The organism is Thalassospira sp. CA1, from assembly GCF_059052855.1.
Genome location: NZ_JBZCIA010000002.1, coordinates 28,512 through 53,322 on the forward strand (window position 1 = coordinate 28,512; position 24,811 = coordinate 53,322).

25 protein-coding genes are annotated in these 24,811 nt (G+C 51.3%); 12 read left to right on the forward strand and 13 right to left on the reverse strand.

All coding sequences use genetic code 11. From position 1 onward, the window contains the following. Positions 1 to 29: 29 nt before the first annotated feature. The gene (locus AC5Q5A_RS04160; RefSeq protein ID WP_493894438.1) at positions 30 to 929 is read left to right on the forward strand and encodes an OmpA family protein; all 900 of its coding nucleotides are present in this window, start codon (positions 30 to 32) and stop codon (positions 927 to 929) included. 170 nt (positions 930 to 1,099) lie between these two features. Then, positions 1,100 to 1,753 (forward strand): hypothetical protein, encoded by a 654-nt coding sequence (locus tag AC5Q5A_RS04165; protein WP_008890957.1) that lies wholly within the window; start codon positions 1,100 to 1,102, stop codon positions 1,751 to 1,753. Between the two features lie 94 nt (positions 1,754 to 1,847). On the opposite strand, the gene AC5Q5A_RS04170 is transcribed toward AC5Q5A_RS04165, so the two are convergent. Continuing rightward, positions 1,848 to 2,270, reverse strand: coding sequence for a CoA-binding protein (locus tag AC5Q5A_RS04170; protein ID WP_493894439.1), 423 nt, complete (start codon positions 2,268 to 2,270; stop codon positions 1,848 to 1,850). Between the two features lie 201 nt (positions 2,271 to 2,471). On the opposite strand from AC5Q5A_RS04170, the gene msrQ reads away from it, so the two are divergent. Beyond that, on the forward strand, positions 2,472 to 3,350 hold the full coding sequence (gene msrQ / locus AC5Q5A_RS04175) for a protein-methionine-sulfoxide reductase heme-binding subunit MsrQ (protein ID WP_493894440.1): 879 nt from the start codon (positions 2,472 to 2,474) through the stop codon (positions 3,348 to 3,350). Between the two features lie 81 nt (positions 3,351 to 3,431). Here msrQ and AC5Q5A_RS04180 read toward each other — a convergent pair whose 3' ends face one another. The 3 genes from AC5Q5A_RS04180 to AC5Q5A_RS04190 all read right to left on the reverse strand — a co-directional run bounded on the left by AC5Q5A_RS04180 (position 3,432) and on the right by AC5Q5A_RS04190 (position 7,164). Then, positions 3,432 to 5,402 carry a methyl-accepting chemotaxis protein gene (locus tag AC5Q5A_RS04180; protein WP_493894441.1) on the reverse strand — a complete coding sequence of 657 codons (1,971 nt, stop codon included), beginning with the start codon at positions 5,400 to 5,402 and terminating at the stop codon, positions 3,432 to 3,434. A 241-nt stretch (positions 5,403 to 5,643) separates the two neighbouring features. Further along, positions 5,644 to 6,273, reverse strand: a complete 630-nt coding sequence (locus AC5Q5A_RS04185; RefSeq protein WP_493894442.1) for a LysE family translocator — start codon at positions 6,271 to 6,273, stop codon at positions 5,644 to 5,646. A gap of 96 nt (positions 6,274 to 6,369) precedes the next feature. After that, positions 6,370 to 7,164, reverse strand: coding sequence for an enoyl-CoA hydratase (locus AC5Q5A_RS04190; RefSeq protein ID WP_493894443.1), 795 nt, complete (start codon positions 7,162 to 7,164; stop codon positions 6,370 to 6,372). A 274-nt stretch (positions 7,165 to 7,438) separates the two neighbouring features. On the opposite strand from AC5Q5A_RS04190, the gene AC5Q5A_RS04195 reads away from it, so the two are divergent. The 5 genes from AC5Q5A_RS04195 to rpsI all read left to right on the forward strand — a co-directional run bounded on the left by AC5Q5A_RS04195 (position 7,439) and on the right by rpsI (position 10,559). Next, entirely contained in the window at positions 7,439 to 8,329 is an 891-nt protein-coding gene (locus tag AC5Q5A_RS04195) for a hypothetical protein (protein ID WP_493894444.1), read from the forward strand. Between the two features lie 252 nt (positions 8,330 to 8,581). Then, complete coding sequence (locus AC5Q5A_RS04200; RefSeq protein WP_296992598.1) at positions 8,582 to 8,869, forward strand: hypothetical protein; 288 nt, start codon at positions 8,582 to 8,584, stop codon at positions 8,867 to 8,869. 138 nt (positions 8,870 to 9,007) lie between these two features. Next, positions 9,008 to 9,448: a PaaI family thioesterase gene (locus tag AC5Q5A_RS04205; RefSeq protein WP_063090063.1), complete on the forward strand. Its 441-nt coding sequence runs from the start codon at positions 9,008 to 9,010 to the stop codon at positions 9,446 to 9,448. Between the two features lie 155 nt (positions 9,449 to 9,603). Further along, positions 9,604 to 10,071: a 50S ribosomal protein L13 gene (gene rplM / locus AC5Q5A_RS04210; protein WP_008890948.1), complete on the forward strand. Its 468-nt coding sequence runs from the start codon at positions 9,604 to 9,606 to the stop codon at positions 10,069 to 10,071. After that, on the forward strand, positions 10,071 to 10,559 hold the full coding sequence (rpsI, locus tag AC5Q5A_RS04215) for a 30S ribosomal protein S9 (RefSeq protein ID WP_008890947.1): 489 nt from the start codon (positions 10,071 to 10,073) through the stop codon (positions 10,557 to 10,559). The genes rplM and rpsI overlap by 1 nt, the downstream gene beginning before the upstream one ends. Before the next feature lie 149 nt (positions 10,560 to 10,708). On the opposite strand, the gene AC5Q5A_RS04220 is transcribed toward rpsI, so the two are convergent. Continuing rightward, positions 10,709 to 11,872 carry an alpha-hydroxy acid oxidase gene (locus AC5Q5A_RS04220; RefSeq protein WP_064780742.1) on the reverse strand — a complete coding sequence of 388 codons (1,164 nt, stop codon included), beginning with the start codon at positions 11,870 to 11,872 and terminating at the stop codon, positions 10,709 to 10,711. 380 nt (positions 11,873 to 12,252) lie between these two features. Between AC5Q5A_RS04220 and AC5Q5A_RS04225 the strand changes: the two genes are divergently transcribed. Further along, positions 12,253 to 13,113: a GNAT family N-acetyltransferase gene (locus AC5Q5A_RS04225; protein WP_493894445.1), complete on the forward strand. Its 861-nt coding sequence runs from the start codon at positions 12,253 to 12,255 to the stop codon at positions 13,111 to 13,113. 88 nt (positions 13,114 to 13,201) lie between these two features. On the opposite strand, the gene AC5Q5A_RS04230 is transcribed toward AC5Q5A_RS04225, so the two are convergent. The 8 genes from AC5Q5A_RS04230 to AC5Q5A_RS04265 form a co-directional block, all read right to left on the reverse strand. Continuing rightward, entirely contained in the window at positions 13,202 to 14,560 is a 1,359-nt protein-coding gene (locus AC5Q5A_RS04230) for a glycosyltransferase family protein (protein WP_493894446.1), read from the reverse strand. Between the two features lie 39 nt (positions 14,561 to 14,599). Next, positions 14,600 to 15,700 (reverse strand): DegT/DnrJ/EryC1/StrS family aminotransferase, encoded by a 1,101-nt coding sequence (locus tag AC5Q5A_RS04235; protein WP_493894447.1) that lies wholly within the window; start codon positions 15,698 to 15,700, stop codon positions 14,600 to 14,602. Then, the gene (locus tag AC5Q5A_RS04240) at positions 15,697 to 16,110 is read right to left on the reverse strand and encodes a sugar 3,4-ketoisomerase (RefSeq protein ID WP_493894448.1); all 414 of its coding nucleotides are present in this window, start codon (positions 16,108 to 16,110) and stop codon (positions 15,697 to 15,699) included. The genes AC5Q5A_RS04235 and AC5Q5A_RS04240 overlap by 4 nt, the downstream gene beginning before the upstream one ends. Positions 16,111 to 16,217: 107 nt before the next feature. Beyond that, positions 16,218 to 16,886 (reverse strand): HAD family hydrolase, encoded by a 669-nt coding sequence (locus AC5Q5A_RS04245; protein WP_493894449.1) that lies wholly within the window; start codon positions 16,884 to 16,886, stop codon positions 16,218 to 16,220. Then, the gene (locus tag AC5Q5A_RS04250; RefSeq protein ID WP_493894450.1) at positions 16,870 to 18,558 is read right to left on the reverse strand and encodes a thiamine pyrophosphate-binding protein; all 1,689 of its coding nucleotides are present in this window, start codon (positions 18,556 to 18,558) and stop codon (positions 16,870 to 16,872) included. The genes AC5Q5A_RS04245 and AC5Q5A_RS04250 overlap by 17 nt, the downstream gene beginning before the upstream one ends. Beyond that, positions 18,555 to 19,628: an ATP-grasp domain-containing protein gene (locus tag AC5Q5A_RS04255; RefSeq protein WP_493894451.1), complete on the reverse strand. Its 1,074-nt coding sequence runs from the start codon at positions 19,626 to 19,628 to the stop codon at positions 18,555 to 18,557. Before AC5Q5A_RS04255 ends, AC5Q5A_RS04250 begins: the two co-directional genes overlap by 4 nt. Beyond that, positions 19,628 to 20,569, reverse strand: coding sequence for a hypothetical protein (locus tag AC5Q5A_RS04260; RefSeq protein WP_493894452.1), 942 nt, complete (start codon positions 20,567 to 20,569; stop codon positions 19,628 to 19,630). The genes AC5Q5A_RS04255 and AC5Q5A_RS04260 overlap by 1 nt, the downstream gene beginning before the upstream one ends. Before the next feature lie 59 nt (positions 20,570 to 20,628). After that, positions 20,629 to 21,330, reverse strand: coding sequence for a class I SAM-dependent methyltransferase (locus AC5Q5A_RS04265; protein ID WP_493894453.1), 702 nt, complete (start codon positions 21,328 to 21,330; stop codon positions 20,629 to 20,631). Positions 21,331 to 21,555: 225 nt separating this feature from the next. On the opposite strand from AC5Q5A_RS04265, the gene AC5Q5A_RS04270 reads away from it, so the two are divergent. The 3 genes from AC5Q5A_RS04270 (at position 21,556) to AC5Q5A_RS04280 (ending at position 24,707) form a co-directional block, all read left to right on the forward strand. Then, entirely contained in the window at positions 21,556 to 22,419 is an 864-nt protein-coding gene (locus tag AC5Q5A_RS04270; RefSeq protein WP_493894454.1) for a GNAT family N-acetyltransferase, read from the forward strand. Between the two features lie 72 nt (positions 22,420 to 22,491). After that, positions 22,492 to 23,349, forward strand: coding sequence for a hypothetical protein (locus tag AC5Q5A_RS04275; RefSeq protein ID WP_493894455.1), 858 nt, complete (start codon positions 22,492 to 22,494; stop codon positions 23,347 to 23,349). An 11-nt stretch (positions 23,350 to 23,360) separates the two neighbouring features. Further along, positions 23,361 to 24,707 (forward strand): hypothetical protein, encoded by a 1,347-nt coding sequence (locus AC5Q5A_RS04280; RefSeq protein WP_493894456.1) that lies wholly within the window; start codon positions 23,361 to 23,363, stop codon positions 24,705 to 24,707. Positions 24,708 to 24,811 lie beyond the last annotated feature (104 nt).

Sequence of the window (24,811 nt, forward strand, 5' to 3'; positions counted from 1 at the left end):
AAGAACAACCTTAATGACAGGGGTAAGACATGCAGATCAATCCGAAAATTCTTTGTGCTCTTGGTGGCGTTGCGCTTCTGAGTGCATGTAGCAGTGTGGACAATAGTGGCACCGCGGTACCTTACGGCGGTAACCCGTTCACCTACAGCAGCTCGGTCTCGTCTGCGCTCTCGTCCGAAGAGCCGACCACTGACTTCGGTAAAGCGCTCAAGGCCGAATATCTTGCATACGCGCAGCGCGAAGCTGACGAATGGTATGACTTCTTCGATGCCGACTTCTTTGCGAAGAAAGCCGGTCGCGTAAGCGGTGACACCATTGTTCTTCCGGAAGATCCGGCAAACTGGCGCTTCTCTGATGAGGAAATTGCACAGAAACGCGCCGTCCGTGACGAACTTCTGGCCCTGCTTGATGATGGCAAACGTGATGCGATGCCGGCCACTGCGGCCGTTGCACAGTCTCGCTTTGACTGCTGGGTCGAGGAAAGCGAAGAAGGTTGGCAGACCGAGCTGATCAGCCAGTGCTGGAAAGATTTCGAAGCCGCAATGTCTGAGCTGCGTGCAGAGAAACCGGCCGTTGTTGTAGCCCCGGTTGCAGCTGCTGAGCCGCGTCTGTTCACCATCTTCTTCGATTTTGACAGCGTCGCGATCACCCCGGTTTCCGAGCGTGTTCTTGATGCAGCTGCTGAGCAGTGGGCATCCTCGATGGGTGACATCACCGTCGTTGGTCACGCTGATGCCGCCGGTCCGGCAGCATACAACCTGCGTCTGTCCGAGCGTCGTGCCGCAGCAGCCCTTAGCGAGCTGACCGGTCGTGGTGTGAAAGGCGACATGGTTTCGCAGGATGCTGTTGGTGAAGGCGATCTTCTGATCCCGACTCCGGATGGTGTTCGCGAGCCGCGTAACCGTCGTGTGACGATTTCTGTCGACTAATCACCGACATTTACCAAATCTTCGGCAACGAGGTGGCATTATGCCACCTCGTTGTTTTTCTATGTGGTTTTGACGATCTGGCGATTTTTCGCGGAAACAGGTGTTGAATTTGGGATTAATGTGAATAATCTCTGGATTGTATTCCTGATTTAAGTGAGAGGCGGGGACAAATGCTGAAGGCCATCAAGACGGTCTTTTCGCGGCGCTCGGGGGGCGTTGCTCTTGCAGTTGCCACACTGGCAGTTGCAACCATGTCGGTCTTGCCGACTGCGCGCGCGGCAGACAAAACACCGGTCGTTCCGTTTGAACGTTATTTCGCTGACTTGCGCGGCGACGGAAAGACCCTGCGTTTCAATGCGTTCTCCGGTGAAATTCCGGGCACACGAATCAAGGAACTTCTGCGTTCAGGCCAGGTCATCGGGGATCGTATCCTGCTGGCAGAGGATGTCGCGGTTTATTTCCCGGATGGTTACATCGTCCAGTCGCAAACGAACTTTGCGAAATATGTGCCGAAATACGGCGTGAAGCCGAGTGAGGTTTCCGGTCGTGACGATCTGGTTGAAAATCCGCGTTATGCCCTGATCAATCGTTTCGATGTTATTTTGGGTCGCGAATGCGCGCGCACCGAATATGCCAATGGATTTGCAGCCCTTCGCATCAAGCCGGATGGCGTGATGTCGCTGGTGCTTGAAACAGCTGGTCACTTCGACACGATTGTTGATGAGCAAACCACGGCATACACCGTGACCAGTGCCGTGCAGCCGGTCTTTATCGGCAACCAGGGCCTTGTCCCGGATCTGATTGCGCAGTGCGGGCTCAGCTAAGCTTTTCAAAGATGTTTTGAAACGACAAAGGCACCGGATCATCCGGTGCCTTTTTTGTTGTTGTGATGCGATGGCGTCCTTTCGGACCTGTGTTTTACGACAGGCGCGGCAGTTCAATTGCCGGGCAGCGATCCATGACCGCGGTCATGCCGTTTGCCTTGGCCTTTGCGAAGGCCTCTGGATTGATCACGCCAAGCTGCATCCAGACCGACTTTGCACCGATTGCAATGGCATCATCGACGACGCCAGCCGCGTCTTCGCTGTTACGAAAAATATCGACCATATCGACCGGATCGGCGATATCGGAAAGTTGTGCCACAACAGTCTGACCGTGAATCGTGCCGCCAGCTTGGCCGGGATTGACCGGAATAACTTTGTATCCCTGATCAAGCAGGAACTTCATCACCCGGTTTGACGGGCGTTCCGGCTTGGGACTGGCGCCCACAAGCGCGATGGTCTTTGTCGTTTCCAGAAGCGTTTTGATTTCCGGGTCGGTGGGATTTTGAAATTCGGCCATTTGGGTTCATCCACTTCGGGTGATCACTGTGTATGATTGTTATATGAGTGGTGGCTTCCTGCAACTTTGATATGCGTCACTAAACGTATCACGGGCGTGCAAATGGCTGCCCTCGCGGAAAGTTGATGGCAATTTAAGTGACGGCGACCATCAAATGCTTTTTGACTGGGGGATCGGCGAAACCTGACAGGGTTATTTTGTATGTATCCATGGCTTGATCCATCCGGGCGGTTTTCCTTTTTCAAACTGGCTGTCTTTGTGGCACTTCTTGTACCCGGCATCGTGTTGTTGTGGCCGGTCATTGCCCAGGGCGGGGCAACCATCCCGGTTAAGGAAGCCATTCTGGAAAGCGGTGAATGGACCATCCGGATATTACTAATCACGCTTCTGGTGACACCGCTTCGCCGGATAACCCGATTTTCAAAACTGGTACAGGTGCGCCGTCAAATTGGTGTGGCTGCCTTTTGCTATGTGATGATCCATTTCGGCCTGTATGCGATCAGCCAGAATCTTGATGTTGGCCGCATTGCCAGCGAGATCGTTTTGCGGATTTATCTGACAATCGGGTTCGTCGCCCTGATCGGGCTGGCGGTTTTGACCGCGACGTCCACCAAATCAGCGATGCGCAGATTGGGGGCCAAGTGGGTGCGCCTGCATAAACTGATTTATCCGATTGCCGTGCTGGGCGTTGTGCATTTCTTTTTGCAGTCCAAGGTCGACGTCAGTGAAGCAACACTGATGGCCGGGATGTTTGTCGGCCTGATGCTGTATCGCTTTGCCCATTGGCGGGGATGGTCGCTTAGATCTGCTGTGACTTTGTCTGTCATTGCCGTGCTTGCCGGGTTGGCAACAGCCGGAATTGAATATGCCTGGTATGCGTTGGCGACCGGTATTCCGGCCGATCGCGTGGTTGCAGCCAATCTTGAATGGATGTGGCCGTTACGCCCGGCATGGAATGTGGTGTTGGCCGGTGTCGCGATCAGCGTGATTTCGTTGTTCGGGCGAGATAAACCGGCACGGAGCTGGATTGCACGGCTCGTTAGGAATAACAGCGTCACCGCCGAGGCATCATCGCGTTAAGCGGCATAACCCGCTATGTCTGTGGTTTTTGAAATTCCGGTCCACCGTCGGCTGACGGACAGTGGACCGGGACGATTTGATTTATTCCGAGCGAATCTTGCTCAGGAAGTTGTTGGTTTCGCGACGCAGATTGACCGAGTATTCCATCAGTTCATGGGCTGATTTCAGAACCGTGTCGGCACTTTCGGTCGACCGGACAGCGGCCGCGCTGACCAAGCTGATGCTTTCAGTCACACCGCTGGTCCCGACAGAAGCATTTTCAACACTGCCGGAAATCTCCTGAGTCGCAGCACCTTGTTCTTCGACCGCCGCCGCGATGGCGGATGCGCTTTCGTTAAGTTCGCCGACAATATCGGTGATCTCGTTAATTGCGGTCGATGACAGCTTAGTCGCGTTCTGGATACTTTCGATCTGCTCGGAAATTTCCTGCGTCGCGCGACTGGTTTGGGATGCGAGGTTTTTGACCTCGTTGGCGACAACCGCAAAGCCCTTGCCAGCTTCGCCAGCACGGGCGGCCTCGATCGTGGCATTCAAGGCCAGAAGATTGGTCTGGGCCGCGATGTCGTTGATCAGGGCTATGACATCACCAATACGTGCTGACGCCTCGACAAGGCCATCCACCGTTTCGCGTGTGCTGGTTGCCTTGTTCGAGACATTGGCGGCTACCTCGCTTGAATGGTTGGCCTGACGGCTGATTTCCGTGATGGAGGCAGACAGTTCCTCGGACGAGGCCGCAACGGTCGCAACATTGTTCGAGGCATTTTGCGCGGCATCCATGCCGATCTTTGCCTGTTGGGTCGTTTCATCGGCCGTGCCGGACATGACGCGGGATGCGTCATCCATGTCGCGCGCCGCGTTTTCAAGCCCGTCGATGATGGCACCGACGGTATTTTCAAATTCATCGGCAAGCTTGCGGCCGAGAGTCTTTTTCTCTTCCTCGTTTTTCCGACGCAGTTCTTGTTGTTCGGCCTCAAGGCTTTTCATGCGCTGTGCGTTGGTCTGGAAAATGGTGACCGCGCTGGCCATTTCGCCGATTTCGTCCTTTTGATCCTTTGCCGGGACTTCGGTATCGAGTTCGCCGCCAGCGATCTTGTTCATGGCCACGGTCATGGCCCGGATCGGATGAGAGATCGACCGGTTGACGCTAAAGGCGATCAGAAGTGCGACCAGCAGGGTTACAATACTTACGCCCAGTGACAGGGTGGTGGCGTCGTTGATGGCACTTGCAAAGAAACTGCGATCAATCCCCATAACGACAATGCCAAGGTTCTGGCCGCTGAAATCTGTGATCGGGCGCGCCATCAGGGCCAGTTCGGTGCCCTCGGCATCCTGCGGGGCAAGGATCTGTTCGCCGTCACGTGCCGCAGCAAGGGTGGGCGATGCAATATCAAGGAAACCTTCCGGGAAGGTGGAGGCGAAGACTTCAAAGGTGCCGTCACGGTCAATCAGAAGGGCGGCATCGGTGTTGGAGTGTGCCTTGAAGTTTTCAAAGAAGGCCGGACCAAAGGATAATCCAAATTCAACCGAGCCCACATGCGTCCCATCGTTGAAAACAGGTGTGACACCGCGCATGCCAAGACCGGCAACACCGACTTCCAGGCCGCTAATGGGTTGTTGTTTTGTATTGGTTTCGACCACTGTCTTGCGGAAAGAAGACAGATCGTCGCCGAATTTATCGAGCTTATGAACCCTAAGGAACGAGATCGCCGGGGCCTTATGGAACTGGAACTGACGAACGCCATGGTTTTCTTTGAGTTCAGCGAAGCCGGGGCCGAAAATATCAGCCAGCGTATCGCGGTCATCTTCCGCCATGGCTTTCTGGGCGGCGGGGATGGTTGCAGCAAAATCCGCCATCGCAAGCGCACGCGAAGCTTCCATATCCAGCGCACTTCGTAACTTTTCGAAATTGACGCGCAGTTCGCGTTGTTCAGCACCTGCGACAATGTCACGTTCAATGGAAAGATTGATAAGTCCGATCACCAATGCAGTCGCAAAGGTTATAAAGATCATCGCGATACTTAGTCGCGGACCTATTTTCAAAGATTTCAGCATGTCCACACTTCCCCGCCTATCTATTGTTTTTCTTAGAAGAATTATAAATATTCATTCTTCTGAAGACTTGCGGAGATCATCTAAACTCAACTTTGAGTTTATGTGAATACCAAATAATACGGGTATTTATATATCTAAAGGTTATAATATTTCGGTAAATATAAGAAAACCTCCAGATAATTGCCTAAAGCAAATTTTTGACGATTGGAGAGGCGACGGTCTTTTGGGCGGGGTGGGGCCCTTAGCCCGCTGCGCGGCGGGTGAGGGCGGTCAGCAATCCAGCACCAATCATCACCCCGCCTCCGATGCGTGTCAGGCGACGCAGGGCGGATGGTTGGCGGAGCCGTTCACGCAGCGCACTTGCCATCACCGCCCAGATCGCAACGTTGATGGCAGCCAATATGACGAACGTCGCGGTCATGATCATGAATTGCGGCAAAAGCGGATCACCGGCTGTCACGAACTGCGGCACAAAGGCAATGAAGAAAACAATGCCCTTGGGATTCAGGGCGGTGACGATATAGGCCTGCAGGAACATGCGCGACGGACGGTTGCGTTTGGCATCCGGGTTGTCATGCAGGGCTTCGGGCTTTTCACGCCACATCTTGATGCCAAGATAGATCAGATAGGCCGCCCCAACGAGTTTGAGCACGGTAAAAGCCTCTGCCGAGGCAGCAAGCAACGCACCAGCCCCGGCGAGCGAGATCGTCATTGCGGTGAGATCGCCCAGTGCCACCCCCGGAACCGTTGCCCATGCAGTTTGTTTACCCTTGCCCAAGGCATAGCTGACGACAAGCATGATGGTCGGGCCGGGGATGGCCAGAACCACAGCACAGGCAAAAGCAAAGGCAAGCCAGATTTCAAACGACATGGGGCGTACTCCGAAAAAGCTACCTGTTGACAGAATGCGTCATTCCAAAGGGTTTGCAAATACCGTCATAAGGTAATTTACCCGATATAGGGCAGTCTATTCGTGGCGCCAGCTCGGATGACGCTTTTCGACAAAGGCGCCGATCCCTTCGCGAGCATCATGTTTTTGCATATTCGCCGTCATGACGTCGGATGCATAGGAATAGGCCTGCGACAGCGGCATTTCGAGCTGTTTGTAAAATGCCTGTTTGCCAAGCCGAACCGTCATGCCCGACCGGGCGGCAATTCCGGCGGCCAGGGCATTGGTGTGTTCTTCAAGTTCCTCATCCCCGACCACATCAGACACCAGTCCCATGGCAAAGGCGGTTTCGGCATTGATCGGATCGCCGGTCAGAAGCATCCGCATGGCATGTTTGCGGGCAATGTTGCGGCTAAGTGCGACCATGGGGGTAGAGCAGAACAAGCCGATATTGACCCCCGGGGTCGCGAACTTGGCACTGTTGGCGGCGACAGCCAGATCGCAACTGGCGACAAGCTGGCAACCGGCTGCTGTTGCCATGCCGCGCACACGCGCGATGACGGGTTGCGGCAGACTGACAATCGTCATCATCAGGTCGCTGCATTGCGTAAACAGGCTGGCATGCTGATCACACTCGGTAATGCCGTTCATTTCCTTAAGGTCGTGGCCGGCACAAAAGACAGGGCCCTCGGCTGCCAGAATGACACATCTGACGGTGGTCTCCTTGGCGATCTTGTCAAAGGCGTCCTTAAGGGCCGTCATCATCGCCCCCGACAGGGCATTGCGGCGTTTGGGGTTGTTCATCGTCAGGGTGACAAAGCCGTCATTGTCTGTGCGTGTGACAAGCTCTGGCTCGGTTGTGGAAACGGTCATGGCGGGCCTCCCGGATGGCTGTATGTGTTTGACGTTTTTTGATTTTTAAAACACGGTATACCGTAGTAGAATTACACGCAAAGGGTTAGCGGCCTGTGCCAATAATAAAACCCTGGGGATGTGCCGAATGTTATTCTGTCTTTGCCTGATCAATAAAAATTAATTCGGCAAGTGGTTGTGCATGAGTAAAGATTTCCCAAATCGGCGGGGGCGGGCACCGGGGCGTTTTGTTCCGACCCGGACGGTCCGCGAGTCTGTGCGGCTGACGAAACCCGTGCGTGAAACGCCCATCAAGCGGTTTGACAGCAAGGACATGATGGAACGCGATCTTGAAAGATATCGCGCAGAGGCCCGTGCACGCCTTTTACAGAACGGTTTTGATATTCCAGCCTTTCTGATGCCCAAGCCCAAGATCAATCCTGAAGACGAGGACGCAGGTGATGCACCCGATCCTGTCATCGAGGAGGATCTGCGTCCGCCAGCCATGATCGGGCCAAAGCCCACCATGCCGGTTAAGAGTGAAAAGCTCTCTGATGTTAAAAATCCGCCTGCTGTTGCCGCGGCAAAGGTCAAACCTAATCGCCATGTCTATGTCCCGGACAAGGCAAGCGGGCTTGTTTCGATGTTCCTGCCAGACGATAGCCAGCTGAAATCTGGCGCATCAGACGGGGCCGGCGCAGCGGGCGGGCAATTGGTGCGACCGCAGGATCGTACAGCCCATGAAGCTGCCCAAAGGGCTGCCATCGACAAGGAACGCAGCGCCTATGACGACTATGTCGACAGCCTGAATGGCGGTAAGACATTGCTTGATCGGACTCGGGAAAAGGACAGCCAGGGCGGGGATGTCGGCAATGACATTGCAGGCCGGGTAGACGACCTGAAAGAGACCGAGGTCCGAAAGTCCCGCATCAATCTGCCAGATAGCGAAGACAACTGGGCCCTGCAGGAAGACCTTGATGCCAAGCGTCGGGCGATTTTGCAAAAGCAGGGAAAGTCGGCGGGATCTGCAAAAGGGCAATCATCGAAGGGGCGTAAACAGCCGGGTGAACCCTTAGGCTTTAACAAAATGATCGCGCGGTTGGCAGCCTATATGATTGCAGCGGTGGCTGTGGGATATGTGCTGGTTCTGACGGTCAACGAATTTTCGGCAATTCTCGGCAGATAACATAGATAACAAACTATTGCCGAACGATTGCCTTAATCCCCATATATCAGTGAGGAATTCGGTGGTGTGACGTCAGGGTCGTCTGGGCCCTGGGCGTCGCGCAACGATAAGAACAAGGTACGGGGAAGACAGAGCGAAATCATCCGAGGCGGGGCCGCCGTGATCATGGCATGATGGAAATGATGCCGGGATCAGGGCGAAATAACAGTTCACCCTGTTGCAGGAGGCAGCAATCGATGCTGTGAAGTCGCCATGATGTATGACGAAACCGGTCAGGAAGACCGTCAGCCTGTTTACTTGCCAGAGAACCGCTTTCACTGGGCATCCAACGACGAAGTCGACAAACCGCTGCGTGATCTTTCGCGTGGGCCGGTTCACGCCCGTTTCAGGCAAAAATCCGATCAAGGGCCGGGGATGTCGCCCGGTGAGTGGATGCGTGAAAATTTGCCCGGGCTCGGCGCAACGGCGATTGCGGCAATCGTGATCCTGTGTGTCGTGGTGGCGATCTATACCGACGTGGCCGGGATTTTGACCCGCTAGTGGTTGGGGATCTGATGTCCTCTAAAAGCAGTCTGTGTATGCGCAAATTGTTGACGTTAACGTAAACGTTATGTCAGGCTATCTCCCTGAAACAAAAATGCTGCGTCAAAGCAGCTCCAGAGGGAGGCCATCCAAGCCATGAACAGTTCCGTGACCCGGACCGGTGTAACGCCAGCCGACTTTGATGCCATCATGCGCGAGAAGGTCCCGTTTGTCGGCGATATGGATGTCAGGACCGAAAGCCTTTCAGACGATACCGCAATCCTGCGTCTGCCATTCAAGGAACGCTATCTGCGTCCGGGCAATGTGGTGACCGGGCCTGCGATCTTTGCTCTGGCCGATATTGCACTGTATGCCGTGGCGTGGCTTGTGGTCCCCAAGGCGGATCTGGCGGTAACAACCGAGGCGACGGTTCATTTCCTGTCCGGGGCAAAGCCCGGAGATCTGATTGCAGAGGCCAAAATCCTGAAGGCGGGCAGGCGGCTTTTGATTGCCGAATGCCATATTCGATCTGCCGTTGATGACAGCCTTTGTGCGCATGTGATCGGGACTTATGCGATGCCGCCGGCCGAAAAATAGGCTAAATTGTTGTGGTAAAATAATACCGCAACAGGTAAGTCGTTGATTTAATGTGAAATATTCCTGTTGTTTTCCTGTTGGATGCTGGCATAATGCGCCGACTTTCAACGAGGGAACATTCCCTCCGTGGAACCCAGTTTTCGAGTATAGAAATAATGAAAACCTTCACTGCGACACCGAGCGACATCGAGCGCAAATGGTTCGTGGTCGACGCAGAAGACGTCGTCCTTGGCCGCCTTGCAGCCGTTGTTGCCAACCGTCTTCGTGGTAAACACAAAGCGATGTTTACCCCGCACATGGATTGTGGCGATCACATCGTCATCGTCAATGCCGAAAAAGTCAAACTGACTGGCCGTAAACTTCAGAACAAGAAGTTCTACTGGCACACCGGTTACCCGGGCGGCATCAAAGAACGCACCATGGACAAGCTCCTGAACGGTGAGCATCCGGAACGCGTCATCATCAAAGCTGTTGAGCGTATGATGAGCCGTGGCCCGCTGCGCAGCCAGGTTCTTTCCAAACTGCACGTCTATGCTGGTACCGAGCATCCGCATGAAGCTCAGAAGCCGGAAGTCCTCGACGTAGCGGCTATGAACGAAAAGAATAAGCGGAGTGGCAAATAATGGCCGACACCAAAACTCTTGAAGATCTCAAGGATCTGGCACAGGGCGGCGAAGTTGCTGCTGCTGCAGAAGGCACCCTGCCGGAGCCGAAGATCGACGCACAGGGCCGTTCATATGCAACCGGCCGTCGTAAGAACGCAATTGCACGCGTCTGGATTAAACCGGGCTCGGGTAAAGTCACCGTCAATGGCCGCGAGTTCGAAGACTACTTCGCACGTCCGGTTCTGCGCATGGTGATCAACCAGCCGTTCGGCGTAACCAATCGCAAAGATCAGTTCGACGTTGTCTGCACCGTTTCCGGTGGCGGTCTTTCCGGTCAGGCCGGTGCCGTTCGTCACGGTATCTCCCGTGCACTGACCATGTTCGAGCCGGCACTGCGTCCGTCACTCAAAGCCGGTGGGTTCCTCACCCGTGACTCGCGTGCTGTTGAACGTAAAAAATACGGTCGCGCCAAAGCTCGTCGTAGCTTCCAGTTCTCGAAACGTTAAGTCGTTTTCGGGCAACAGGCTCGCGATACTGGTTGGAAAAGCGTCACCTTCGGGTGGCGCTTTTTCTTTTTGCGTAAGCCAATAAAAAAGCGGCGTTCTCACATAGGAGAGCGCCGCCTTTTTGTTTCGTATCAAGACGTTCCGATAGCTTATTGCCAGCGGTCCGAGAAATCGCGCGGTATCATCAGGATGTCGCGATCGACCTTGGTGACGTCCGTATGCCCGCAAAGCGCCATCGAGACTTCAAGCTCTTTGTGAATGAGCTCAAGCGCCTTGGTCACACCGGCTTCGCCCATTGCACCCAGGCCATAGACATAAGCGCGCCCGATATAGGTGCCCTTTGCCCCGAGTGCCAAGGCCTTCAGCACGTCCTGGCCAGAGCGGATCCCGCTATCAAGATGGACTTCGATTTTGTCACCAACGGCATCCATGATCGCCGGCAGTGCGCGAATAGAGGACAGGGCACCATCAAGCTGGCGTCCGCCGTGGTTGGAAACGATGATGGCGTCTGCGCCGACATTCAATGCTTCCAAAGCATCGCGCGGATCAATGATCCCCTTGATGATCAGCGGGCCATCCCACATTTTGCGGAATTCGCGAATACGATCCCAATCAAGGGATACATCGAACGCTTCGGCGGTCCAGGTGCTTAGCGATGACGCGTCGGCCACACCCTTGGCGTGACCGACAATGTTGCCAAAGAACCGCCGCTTGGTGCCGAGCATGCCAAGGCCCCATTGGACTTTGGTCATCATGTTGGTAACCGATTTGAAAGTCAGCTTGGGCGGGGCGGACAGGCCGTTTTTCAGATCCTTGTGGCGCTGGCCCAGCATCTGAAGATCGACCGTGATGACCGCGGCCGAACATTTGGCAGCTTTGGCGCGATCAAAAAGGCGCTTCATGAAATCGTCGTCTTTAAGTGTGTAAACCTGCAGCCAGAACGGTTTGGAGGTGTTTTCCGCAACATCCTCGATCGAGCAGATCGACATGGTCGACAGCGTATAGGGGACGCCGAATTTCTCTGCCGCACGCGCAGCCTTGATCTCGCCATCAGCACTTTGCATGCCAGTCAGTCCGACCGGGGCAAGGGCCACGGGCATGCTCACATCCTGACCGATCATCTGGCTTTTGGTGGTGCGCCCGGCCATGTCGATTGCGACCCGCTGACGCAGATGAATTTCCTGAAAATCGGTGGTGTTTTCACGGAATGTCTGCTCGGTCCAGCTTCCGGATTCTGCGTAATCGTAAAACATGCGCGGCGTGCGCCGTTTATAGATGCGTTTCAGGTCTTCGACGCAGGTAATCACTGGCATGAGGTCAACTCCGAATAAAATGTGCCTTGTATTGGTAATACCACTTTCCGAGATTGTCGCAAACCGAATTGAAAATCAGCTTCTGAGTTGTTGTTCTCGGATGCCGGATTCAGGCCGATGTTGTTATCACCAAAGAATTTTAAAAAGAGGGATCGAAAATTCGAAAGGTTGTGATATTAACAAATCTCTGACGCGATAATTTTTGAATTTAAGGTGTGATCCAATGGTTGGAACAATGCGACGAGTTTTCAAAACATAACTGTTTGAACCTCTGTTGGATAACCTTGCGATATGTGAAGGGCCGCTAATGGAGCGGCCTTTTTTTATGCCAATTTGAAAGTTTGGCACTTACCTGAAGCCCAAAGAAAGGGACCCCCGATATGCAGTACAGAAAGCTGCACGACGCCGATTTTGATGCCGCAAACGCATTCCTTGCCAACCATGCTGCCACTTGCATGGTGCTGCGCGGAAACCTGCGAACTGCCGGTATTGAACGACGTCGTCACCCGCTTTCTGGCAACTGGTTCGGGGAAGTGGCCCCGGATGGCAGCATCAGCGCGATTGTCGCGCAGTTTGGCAATGGCAATGTCTTTGTCGAGGCCGGCGATCAGAAGGCAATCCCAAAGGCCCTGACGGTTGCGTTTGTTGCAGACCCGCTGAAACCGGTTGCAGGTGTGTTTGGTCAATCAGATCAGGCGCAGGATATGCTGTGCCAGCTGGGGCTTGAGTATGCGGTCTATGCGATCAATGCATCGGATGTGCTTTACGAGCTTGATCTCAGCAACCTGATCGTGCCGCAAAACGCCCGCGCCGACGATTTTCAGATGGTTGATGCGGAAAAGATTGACCGCAATACATTGCTGCGCTGGTTGCGCGCCTACGAGATCGAGGCACTTGGCGCGGAAGACACCCCCAGCCTTGATAGCAAAATCGCCTCACGCCTTGTCCATGCGCTGGATGCCCGGACGATGTGGGGCCTGATCGTCGATGGCAAAGCGGTGTCGCTTTCGGGCTTCAACGCAACCTTGCCAGACATGGTGCAAGTTGGCCCGGTATGGACCCCGCCCGAAGAACGATCGAACGGTTATGCACGTATTCTGGTGGCCAAAACACTTCTCGCGGTGCGGGCGCGGGGCGTTAAACGTGCTATTCTGTCAACCGACAGTGAAGCAGCCGCCAAGGCGTATGAGGCGCTTGGGTTTAAGAAGATCGGGCGGTATCGGTTGGCGTTGTTGAAATAGCTAGGGGAAAGTCAGGCGAACCTGGTTGGCAAACCGGCAAGCTCGACTGTCAAGCGGGAGTTTTAGTATGCAGGGCATTCGTTGGTCATTACTGCTGCGTTGGCGCAGTAATTGTAATGAACGGTGGGACATACAAGCGTTCCGATGATAGCCATTGCTTTTGATAGAAGTTGAGGTCGATTTCGTCAGCTTGAAAATCAAAGGGTACTGGGATGTGAGCCCCGTTGATGGCAGCGTCAAGCCGGTCCGCACATGCCTTTAGCGAAAACGTTTTACGAATAAACTCAGCTCGTTCCTGCAACTTTTTTATGTTCGGCCCGTCTTTTCTAAAGTTTTGTATTTGATCAATTAGTTCTATTGGTGAGTCGGACAGGTAGTCGTCACCAAACATTCCGCCTTTGGCTTTGCAGCCAAAGGTAGGGAGGCACAGAAGCATCGCATTGGTAACTGACGTTCCTCCACCTTCAGGGAAGCTATCAATGTAAGCTTTAGCATTCTTCATCTGACGGATGGTTGCATCCCTGGGTTGGGTGCCGAGAAGTTCCAAATTGCTTTTTGCTTTATCAGAGAGCTTGGCGAAGGGGGTCGCGTTACCCACTCCAATAATTTTAAGCTTTTCGCCAAGTTTTCCACAAAGCTCTTCAACGAAATCTATGAAAATTGTGGAATTATCCAAGTGATATTTGTGGGCTCCGCCAACTGTAATGAAGTAGCTTCCGGCATCTTTGTCTTCGGTTGGCTCATCGCTTACATGCAGAGCAGTACACGGAATGCCAAGGAACGATTGGCTTTTCGGGTTGCGGAATGCTTGCGTTGACAGCCAGCTGCCTGCGGATATCTCCAGTACGGTGGAGCATTGCGAAGGGCCGTAACTGAAATGAATATCTGCATGGTTTACAAATAGACACGGTATTCCTGCTTGTTCTGCAAACATTGCGGCGCAACATGCAACGATGTCATCTGGATGGATGTGTAATACTACCGCCTTGCTTTGCAAAAATAAGTTCGTCAGGCGATTGAGCTTCTCTAAGTGCGCGCCGCTGCAGACATGCGTAGAAATACCCGACTGCTTGATATCTGATGCTACATTCGGCGTGACATTTCGCGTGATCGCAAGTTGTACGTTCTCTCCTCGCTGTGCCTGCTCTTTCGCGAGGTTAACGCATAGGGGGGTATGACCACCGACGTCGTAACCCTCGGATAGTACATGGGTTACCGCACTCTTTTTGGAGGATGTGGCGCTGGTCGCGATTTGCGACGAAACTTTGTTGAATACGTGTCTTTCGACCTGTGGGCAGGCCCAGCGATTGGTTGTGTTTAGCCAGTGAAACTTCCCATAATGTTCAGCTAGGTTAATGAGCTGGTTTATATCTGTGCTTTTTTCTATGGCTTGGAGAAGCGCACCATCAATCTTGGCTACGAGTTGTTCTTTAGCTGGGCCGTGCATTCAACTTGCTTTCTCTTTTTGGTGTCCAATAAGTTTTTCCTAGCCGAGAAAATCAAGGACGTGGTCCGCGACAATATATGCGTCCGTTTCGGACATATGTGGCCCCATCGGTAGGCTCAGGACCTGTTGCGCCATCAGGTTGGCAATCGGATAGCTTTCAGGGGCAATTCGCAGTTCTGCGTAGGCTTCTTGACGATGGGGCGGAATTGGATAGTGAATTAAGGTGCCTATCTGATTGGCTTCAAGCGCTTTTTGTAGTTGATCCCGCTTTGGGTGCCTTATGACAAACAAATGCCATGCATGACCACAGTTTTCGGGACTGGCTGGCAGAACAAGTTCGGCACCCCTGAGCTTATCAAAATAAACATTCGCAATATCCTTGCGGCGTTCATTCCAAGTGTCGAGGTGCCTCAGCTTAACCTGCAGCATTGCAGCCTGAAGAGGGTCTAACCGACTGTTCATACCTTTAAGCTGGTTTTGGTATTTGACTTCCGAGCCATAGTTTCGAATTAACTTCAGTTTGTGTTCGATCTTTTTCGAATTGGTTGTGATGGCACCTCCATCTCCGAAAGCTCCCAGATTTTTTCCTGGATAGAAGCTCCAGCAGACGGCATCCCCGTGGCCGCCAATCTTTTTGTTTTTGTAAGTCGCACCATGTGCCTGCGCAGCGTCTTCAATTAGAAAGAGAGAGTTGCTTTTGCAGAACTGTTTTATTCCATCAATGTCGGCAGGAAGCCCATACAGGTGTACTGCTATGACAGCACGCGTTCTTGGAGTTAATACACTGTTAAGCTGCTCAGCCGTCAGATTAAAGGTTTTTTGATCTGGCTCGACAGGTATTGGCATAGCGCCGACAGCGGACACAGCGAGCCAAGTTGCGATAAATGTATGAGATGGAACGATAACTTCGTCCCCGGGGCCAATGTCCAACGCCTTCAGGCTAAGCACCAGCGCATCAAAGCCACTTGCGACGCCAACACAGAAATCTGCTTCACAATATGTTGCAAAGTCTTTTTCAAAGTTTTCAACAAACTTGCCAAGTATATAAACACCTGAATCCATAACCGTTTGATATGCTTGGTCGAGCTCTTCCTTGATCTCTAGGTAGCTAGCCCTGGGGTCCAAAAAGGCAACAGTCATTCGTCGCTCCATCGGGCACGCATGAATTCAGCGTAATCGCGATGATAATCTTCCTCGCGATAAATACTTGATGCGAGCACCATACAGACAGATCCAGAAGAAAAGTTGTCGAGTTCTCGCCAAATCATAGGGCAGATGTAAAGGCCATAATAGGAGCGGTTGAGATGGTAAGTTTTCTTATCTTTTCCGTCGTCAATGGTGATGTCAAAACTACCAGACATTGCGATTATAAGCTGATGAAGATTTTTGTGGGCATGGCCACCTCGGACACCACCTCCCGGAACGTCATAAAGATAATATACGCGCTCTATATTGAAGGGGATGTGATTGTTTTCCTCCACAAAGGTCAGACTGCCTTGGTCGCTGGATATTTTTGGTAGTTCGATGATTCTACACCCATCAATCGACATCCGAAGGGCCTCGTCTCTGTCTGTAAAACGCTTCAACTCCAACACAGTAGCACATTTTCCGTGCGGAATGTAACGCCCTGTTTCTGCTTTTGTACTCAGCAGAAGGATTAGTTGGTTAACTGCTTGTGCTGCAGAAGTTCTTCCCAGAGAGAAGCGTCAAACATTGATATGGAGGAAATAATGGCATCTGGCGAGCATGCTTCAAGGGTCGACTTGAGAGTGTGTCCTGTTTCTACAGCTACGGTTAAGATGTTTAATGCTTTACCCGCACAGATATCTTCGCTGGTATCCCCGACGATAATGTCCGTTGCGCGTGGTAATGTGCGCGACTTTATTGCATCTTCTTTGCTCGATTTGGAATGCGTGACAATTACATTCTTGAAATACTTGTTCCAACCGAGCTCTTTTAATTGTTGTTTCACTCCGCTAGCGGACTGACGCGCAGTGACCAAATGCAAATCTGAGTAAGTCGAAAACTTGGACAAAAAACTCTCGGCGTCAGAGAAGGGTTCGTCTAGTGCCAAAAGCTCTGGATTTTCGACCTGAGATAGCCATTCGGCCTTGAACGTTTCGACTTGCTGTCGATTTAACCGAAGAATATCCGTTAGTAATGCTTCTTGTGTCAGTCCGGTATTCTTGAGGTCCCAGTATTCCGAGAACGAAATTTTTCGGCTCGTTGGATTGAGTTGACTAAAGAGTCTGTAAAGACGCTTGCTAGGATCTATTAGCGTGCCGTCAAAATCCACATAGAGGTTTTTGTTAGATGGAAGAAGCATCTATTCGCTCTGCCTCAAAAAACTCTGCTTCATCGTATCTGTTGGATAGCTTTGAGTCGAATGCGACCTCGAGTTCAATGATGTAGGGCTTATGGTCGGCTAAGGACTCTTTGAGAGTGTAAATGTCATCGAGATTCTTGATGCAGACGTATTCGATGCCATACGCCGTCGCTACTGCATTTAAGTCGACGCATTGAAACTCATCTCGATTGGAGCCGTAGTAATGATTGTTGTAATATCGAGACTGAACTTCTCTCATCATTCCTAGCGTATTATTATTAAATACCAAACACTTGATTGGGATTTTGCGCTGTCCAACGAACATCAATTCCTGGATATTCATTTGCAAACCACCATCACCGGTAAAGCAAATAATCTGTTTGTCCGGATAAGCTATTTGGGCCCCGATGGCGCTAGGAAGCGAAAATCCCATACTACCCAGTCCGGAGGAATTTAGAATGCGCTGCTCGCCACGGGATTTAAATCCTTGAGCGACCCACATTTGGTTGTGGCCAACATCAGAAGTTATGATCGCATCTTGATTTACAAGACCAGAAATTTTTTCGACCGCTTGAACGGGGTCCAGGCCCTCGGTGTTAAGGTAAGCATTTTTCTTATATTTTCTTTCCCACTCTTGGATCATAGCATGCCAATGAGAAAAGTCGGGAAATGGGAAGCCAGTACACTCGGAGTTAATGTTTTGCAGGAAGTGCTTTAAGTGTGATTTTACAGTTATTTCTTCTTTGAAAATTCGATGAAGTTCATTTTCGTCTATGTCGACGTGAACGACCTTTGCGCTACTGTATTTGGACGGATCTTTTCCTACTTGCCGTTGTCCAAAACGTGCCCCTAGGGCGATTATAAGGTCGGAATTCTGAATTGCCATATTGGCACAAGTATTTCCGTGAAGCCCCGCGAAACCATAGTTGTCTTCAACACTGTCCAAACCCATTAGTGTGGCGATAACAGGTATACCTGACAATTTGGCAAATTCGCGGACTTCTTTGTGAGCTTTGGCTGTTCTAATGCCACCTCCGACCAAAATTGTCGGACGCAGAGAACCTACAATCAGTTGTTTAATTTGGGGGATTTTTAGGTCAGGCGTGTTCCGAATAGGAGGGGTAAACCCGTGAAGACTTTCAAGCGCCACTTCTGCAAATTGAACATCTATAGGGATATCAAGTAGCACAGCACCAGGACGCCCCGATACTGCAAGATGATATGCCTTTTCCAGCTCAAATCGGATATCTTGCGGATTTTCCACGAGTTTAGCGTACTTTGTGATCGGCTTTACAATTGCTGAAATGTCTAGGTCCTGAAAGCCATTTTGGCGGGCGTTTCCCTTTTTTAGGATATTGTTTCGGTAATCTTGGCCTGTGATAAACAGTGTCGGGGTTGAATCTAGATAAGCATTAGCGATACCTGTAACCAGATTTGTGGCTCCTGGGCCAGAAGTTGCCAAAGCTACGCCGATAGTATCGGTTACTCGACCATACGCGTCTGCTGCAAAAGAGGATGCTTGTTCATGGTAGTTTTGAATATACACGATCTGTCCGGTTGCGACCATTTCGTCAAGCATCTTCAGAATGGCACCACCAGAGTATCCAAAAACATGCCTTACATTTTTAGAAACGAGGAATTCAGCAATATATTTTGCGACATTCATGTTCATGGAACCTCGTTAAGCAGAGCGCGAATTTCCGTTGCTGTCGTCAAAAGTGGGGCGCGATCCATAGCCCTCAACCAAAGCAATCCATCAGGAAGAGGATTCCGCATCTTGGCTTCTTTGGGAGGAAGGCGATTGTATAGTACGATGTCTTTCAGGATCGCAGGCATATTGAGGCCAGCTTCTGCGAAAAACTGAATCGTGGTAAAAAAACGAGAAATATTGATCTCTGTAGGATTAGGGACGCCATTCTTATCGTAAGTCATATCAACACCATATATACCATGAGGCGTCTTACTTACTGCCCGAACAGCATTCGTACCTATTTCCTCAACTTCGGGATCAGAACAGGTTTCACCAATTTTCGTAACCCCGGTTACACCTGAAGGACTAAGGGAACTGTGAGCCCAGGCTTTGCGCCGCCTTGATTGGGAAACGACCAGATCGCCATCTTTCCAGATTGATAGCCAAGTCACTGTTTGGCTTGTTAACAGTTCTGCTGCAGAAAAATGTCCCCAACCATCATAACGCTCAATCCATTCGGTTGCTTCATTAAAGTCATTGGTGGGAAAGGCACCTTTTCCTCCGCCACCAATCTCAGTAGAGCGAAGCCAGATTGTGCCTTCTTCGCCGCCTAAATTTTCTAGTGCGGCTTTTAAGTCTTGCGGAGTGTTAATTAGTATATTTTCTGGGACCACTATGCCATGACTTTTGAATTTTTCCCAAGACTTGAATTTGTGAACGCAAGTATCAATCGTTTCAAAGTCGGGGACGAGCATTCTTACGCCGGTGGCTTCAATCTCGTCACGAAATTTAAGCGCGGTCCAAAGCTCTAGGTCATGTTGAAAATGAATCATATCGGGCTCAAGCGCCGCGAGTGTTGCGAGCAATTTAGTCTTGTAATCAGGATGTTGTGAGTGCGGTATCAAGTAACGAACGTCGGCATCACACATCACGAGGTCAATTGGATCAGAGCCAAACCCGATGATTTGTTCGCCACTGTTGGCCATGCGCAAACAATTTATAACCCCGTTAGCCTGCGCGCTTCCTGCACCTGTGATAATAATTTTTTTCATTATTCTCGGGAGTCCGATACGAGTTCAGCATAACCCATGCCATCCATGCCATAATGATTTCCACAGTAGAACAGATAGACCTTATCTTTAAATTGGAAGCGCTCGGCAAAAGCAATCATTTCGCTATCCCAACCTGAGTCGGACACACCAAGACCGATTTCTTCGTCTCTTCGTTCAAAACCGATACCATTTTTTGAGGTCGCATATCCAAGACGATACCCCTGCGAAAAGCTCCGAATTGAGTATATGATGCGATACAAGCCGTCTTCTTTCCATAGCGTGCATTTTGCAATTCCATGTTCATCGCGATTTTTGAACGTTAACGAAGTTTTCCCAGGCGACCGAGGCCATTCCGTTGGGCTGCTGGAGGTTAGGTATTTCAGATCATAAAGCGGAAGCTTTTTGCCGTTGCTCGTGATCCAGCCGTCTTTAGTATCGGCAGTATACCACATACGGTAAGTTTCCCCTTCTTTTAGCACAAAGGGCGCACACCGAGTTGACTTCTCTCCTGTAGTGCGATCAAGCATTGGCGAATGCGTACTCATTTTGTGGAATGAGCTGCCGTTGTCGTCACTTACAGCTACGCCAGCAAAAATCATGTAGGGGACTTTTACAGATAGTTGATATCCAGAATAATAAAGGAACAGCTTGTTGCCATCCTCTAGAATGGAGGCGGTTACAACGCCATTATCATCAAAAGCACCGTCGGCACCAATATCAAGAACGGGGTGTCGGCTGTAATCAAGGATCTCAGAAGGATTGCTTGGGGATACATCGACATAACCAATTCTGCCGACATTATTTTCATCGCACATGGTTACGAAAATGCGAAGTCGGGCGTCATTGATTAGGTAAGGTACCGGAACCATGGTGTTCCGTTTGTACCAAGATAAATTAAACGTCTTATTGTTGCAGATGAGACCTTTTTTTAACCACTGCATCCAAGCATCCATTCAATTTGAGGTGATTTTTGCATTTTCGCGTATGCCTATGATTGGCATTAAGATTTGGTGCAGACAACTAACCATAGGTGAACTGCATCTCCCCAAAAATCATCTTTAGTGCTACCAATGGAAATATCCTTAAATCCATGCGCCAGGTAACTTCGGACTTCGCCCTCGGTTTTGAACTGCTTCATTAATGTGCCGACACGAACGCCGTAAGGGTCTTCCGTGATCCTCATATGGCCTTCTCCAGTATCAATGGCATTTCTCATGATGAAAGTGCTGGGCATAGGCAGAGAATGAATGAAAATACCTCCGGGTTTTAAAACGCGATGAATCTCTGCGATATTATCTTCGTACTTGTTGCCTTCATCCATATAGTACGATGAGCTGCTAGCAACGATACAGTCGAAGAAGGAGTTCTCGAACGGAATCGAGGTGTTCCGACCAACACGGGCGTCAATCCGAATTCCTTTTCTTCGGTGCAGCCGTTCTGTGATTAACTCACATATGGAGCTGGTAATTTCGGTGCCATAAAGCTCCATGCCAAGATCGTGAAGCAACTGAAAGTTGCGGCCATCACCAAAACCTAAATCCAGAACTTTTTTGCCTCTGAGAAGTTTGTGGTCGATTTTGAGTCTTTCATAGGTTCCCAAGAATGCTCTCACCAAAAACTCTGACGGATACACGTCGACCTCGGACGCTTTATAATGCCCGGTATAGTCTGTTTTCTTCGTGCTGCTAGGAGAAGAGGCCATCGCGTCATTCCTTAATCTTGGAGGATCGGGTTGTTTGTTCAAAACTTTAGCATGCGAAGTCTGCTAAAACATTCTAAGTTTACGTGAGGTTTGAAGCAGCGTTAAGTGATTGGTGCAAAAGTGATACAGAGTTCGGGCAGTAACACAGTTCATTTAGTTCAGCATGACGGTAGGTCAGCGGAAGCTTGGCGCTCAATAGTTCTTGTTGCAGACAACAGTCACTTTATGTTTGACCGCGCCTATATGGATTATCACGAAGATCGCTTTGATGACTGCTCGTTCCTCGTGTATCGGGATCAGCAACTGGTTGGGGTTGCGCCCGGGAATATTAGAAGTGAGGCGTGGTATAGCCATGGCGGTTTGACCTTTGGTGGTCTGTTGTTGTTACCCAAGTTCAACAGAATATCAGTCGTCAAAGAAGTTTATGACATGCTATTTTCCACTTTGCTCGGGCAGGGTGTTAAGGCGGCCTTCGTTAAACCAGTTCCATGGATTTATCATCGAGTACCCGCAGAGGGCGAAATTTATGCTCTTAACGCGATTTCTGATGCAAGGTGTTTGACTGAAGTTACGACAACTGTGGATTTGAAGGCAGATTCAAAGCCGTCGAGCCTGAGGCTGCGTGGTCGCAAACGCGCTTTGAAAGCTGGGTTCTCAGTAGCTCAAAGTAATGATTTCTCGTCGTTCTGGAAAATTTTGAGCGCTCGATTGCAAGAAAAGTATGAGCGAATGCCCGTCCATTCCTGTGAAGAGATCATCCTTTTGGCGGCTCGGTTTCCAAAGCAAATAAAACTGTTCTTGGTTAACAACGATCAGGGAATTCCACAAGGTGGTACAGTGATTTTTGAGACTGAGACTGTTGCGCATGCTCAATACATCTCAGCGACATCAGATGGGATGAACTTGGGGGCTTTGGACCTGTTGTTTCTGGAAATTATTGAGCAGTACCGGAGCCTTGGAAAGCGATACTTTGACTTCGGCATTTCAACAGAAAGTGACGGTCAGTATCTCAACGAACAGCTTGTCTCGTTCAAAGAGGGCTTTGGTGGGCGTAGTGTGGTGCACCACAAGTTTGAAATCGGCCTTTAATTTAAAATTGATTTATCGCTGTCACCGTTGGCGGAAATCGTTCGCCTCTGCAAACAGAAAAGATTTTGGATTATGACTTGCCAAAGACTCTACAACATCTGCATCGTCCAGCCTCCCGGTTACATTCATTCGCTGGCGTTTGCGGAGCTGGCCGAGCTGTTGATGTATTCAATACGTGATGCCGGTCATCCGGCACAGATTCAGACCAATCAGTTTGTGCAAGGGGCGGTCAATATAATTGTCGGGGCGCATTTGCTTGATGTTTCGGCTCTGCGCGCTGTGCCAGAGGGAACGATTATCCTTAATACCGAGCAGCTCACAGGTGTTGGAGAGAAATGGCGGGAGCAACTGACAGGCTGGTTTGAGTCTGGTCTTGAAATCTGGGATTACAGCCCGGCCAATATCGAGGTCATCAAGGCGCTGGAGGCTGAAAAGGTCCGCTACTTGCCGATTGGCTTCCAGAAAGAGCTCCAGCGGATCGATATTACCGTCGAACAGGACATTGACGTTCTGTTTTATGGATCGATCAATGAGCGCCGTCGGGACATCCTAAACCAGATTGAAGCCAAGGGGCTCAACCTGAAGGTCCTGATGGGGGTTTATGGCAAGGAGCGTGATAAGTGGATCGCGCGGTCAAAAGTCATCCTGAACCACCACTTCTATGAGAGCCAGATTTTCGAGATTGTGCGCGTTTCGTATCTTTTGACCAACGCCAAGGCGGTGGTCGCGGAAGTGAACCCGGAAACCGTGATTGAGGATCGATTCCGCAAAGGGCTCATCGATGTGCCATATGCCGGTTTGGTGGACGCAGTGTGTGACTTGGTTGCCGACACGACCAAACGCAAGGCGCTGCAGCGCCGCGCGTTAAACAGTCTCATCAAATATCCGCAGGTTGAGTTTACCAAACCTCTTTTGGAATTCACGCACTAAGGCAGATCGACATGCTCCGAGCACACACGCGTATCAAAGTTGCAGCGTGCCGTGCCGGTGCCATGTTTGCGCTTGTCTTCGTTATTGCCTTTGGGGCTGTGCTTCCGGCATCAGCTGAGAACCTGTCACAGGTCCTATACCGGTTTGAAAACCGGGCACTGACCTTGGGCCGATATGGCGCGGTGGCGGTGTTCCAGGAACGGCTTTTTACGCAGGCGTCGAACTGTGCAGGCAAATCGGCCGGTAGCTATGGCGCACCGGATGGGGTTGTCGGGGCGAAAACGCGGCAGGCGATCATTGATCTGCAACCTTGTCTGAATGCGGCTGTGCGGGCTGCCGTCGGGGCTGAGAGTTATGGGGCGATCACGGTCGGGCTTTGGCGGTTATTGATGCCAGCCCAGTTGCCACCACCTGATGCGATCTCGCGGGCCAATCACCTGACCTTTGCGCTGGAGGGCACGGACTACGACGTCATCCAGTTCAATTTCTGTCAGTCGAAAAATCCCCGCAGCGGCAAGACCTTTCTGGAAGGTGATCCTTATTGCCATACCAATGACCCGCGCGCCTATCTGACATGGGGGCCGCGCGGAGCAACCGCCGGGGCAGGGGCGGAAATTCAGCAAATTCTGTTTGCGGCTGAGCGCGCCAATCCCGGATTGCTGCAAAACGTCTTTGGCCCGTTTACCGAGGATATGCATCGCCTGGCACTTGGCAACAACGATGCGGCGTTTGATATACTTTGCGCGATCTGGGTTGATGAGCGTAAGCGTACTGCCTTCGAAAAACGCTTTGCCGCCTATGGCGCGCGGTATGAGGTACAGGTGGCATATCATCGGGTATATGACGCGGCCAATGCCGATGGCGGCAAGATAGCGCGATTTTTCAAATTATATAGTGCCCTGAAACCGGTAATAAATCGCGACCCGACCGAAATTGATCTGGCCTTTTTCATCGACCGTGCAACCCATGGCTCCGTCCCGCCCGGCGATATCAGTGATCTTGTCGATCGCATGACAAAATTCGTCACCCGCACGCGAAATGTGCCAAGCCCGGGCGAGCTGCGTAAACAGCTGGCCGCCTGGCTGCCGACACATCACAAATACAATGACCGGCTGGCCCGTGATGCGATTTTTCTGGTTGATGACCCGGATGTCGTGGTGTCGGATGCCCATCGGCGCATGTGGTTGCAACGATCCGGGCTAAAGGCCAGTGACTTCGGGCTGTCCGATGCGCGCTATGTTGCAAGCTATCCCGTTGCAAGCCCCACGGGATACGAGAAGATCGAGAAATTCTATACCGTTCTGCCCGAGGATGCGCGCGCCTGTCCCGATACCGTGCGTCGTGCGCGCAAGAAATAGGGCGCAATGATTTGCAACCATGACCAAAGCGCATGGGCATATTGCAAATCGTAAAGGGTATTTTCCGCCTAATTGCTTGCATCTGCGGGGCTTGTTTGCCAACA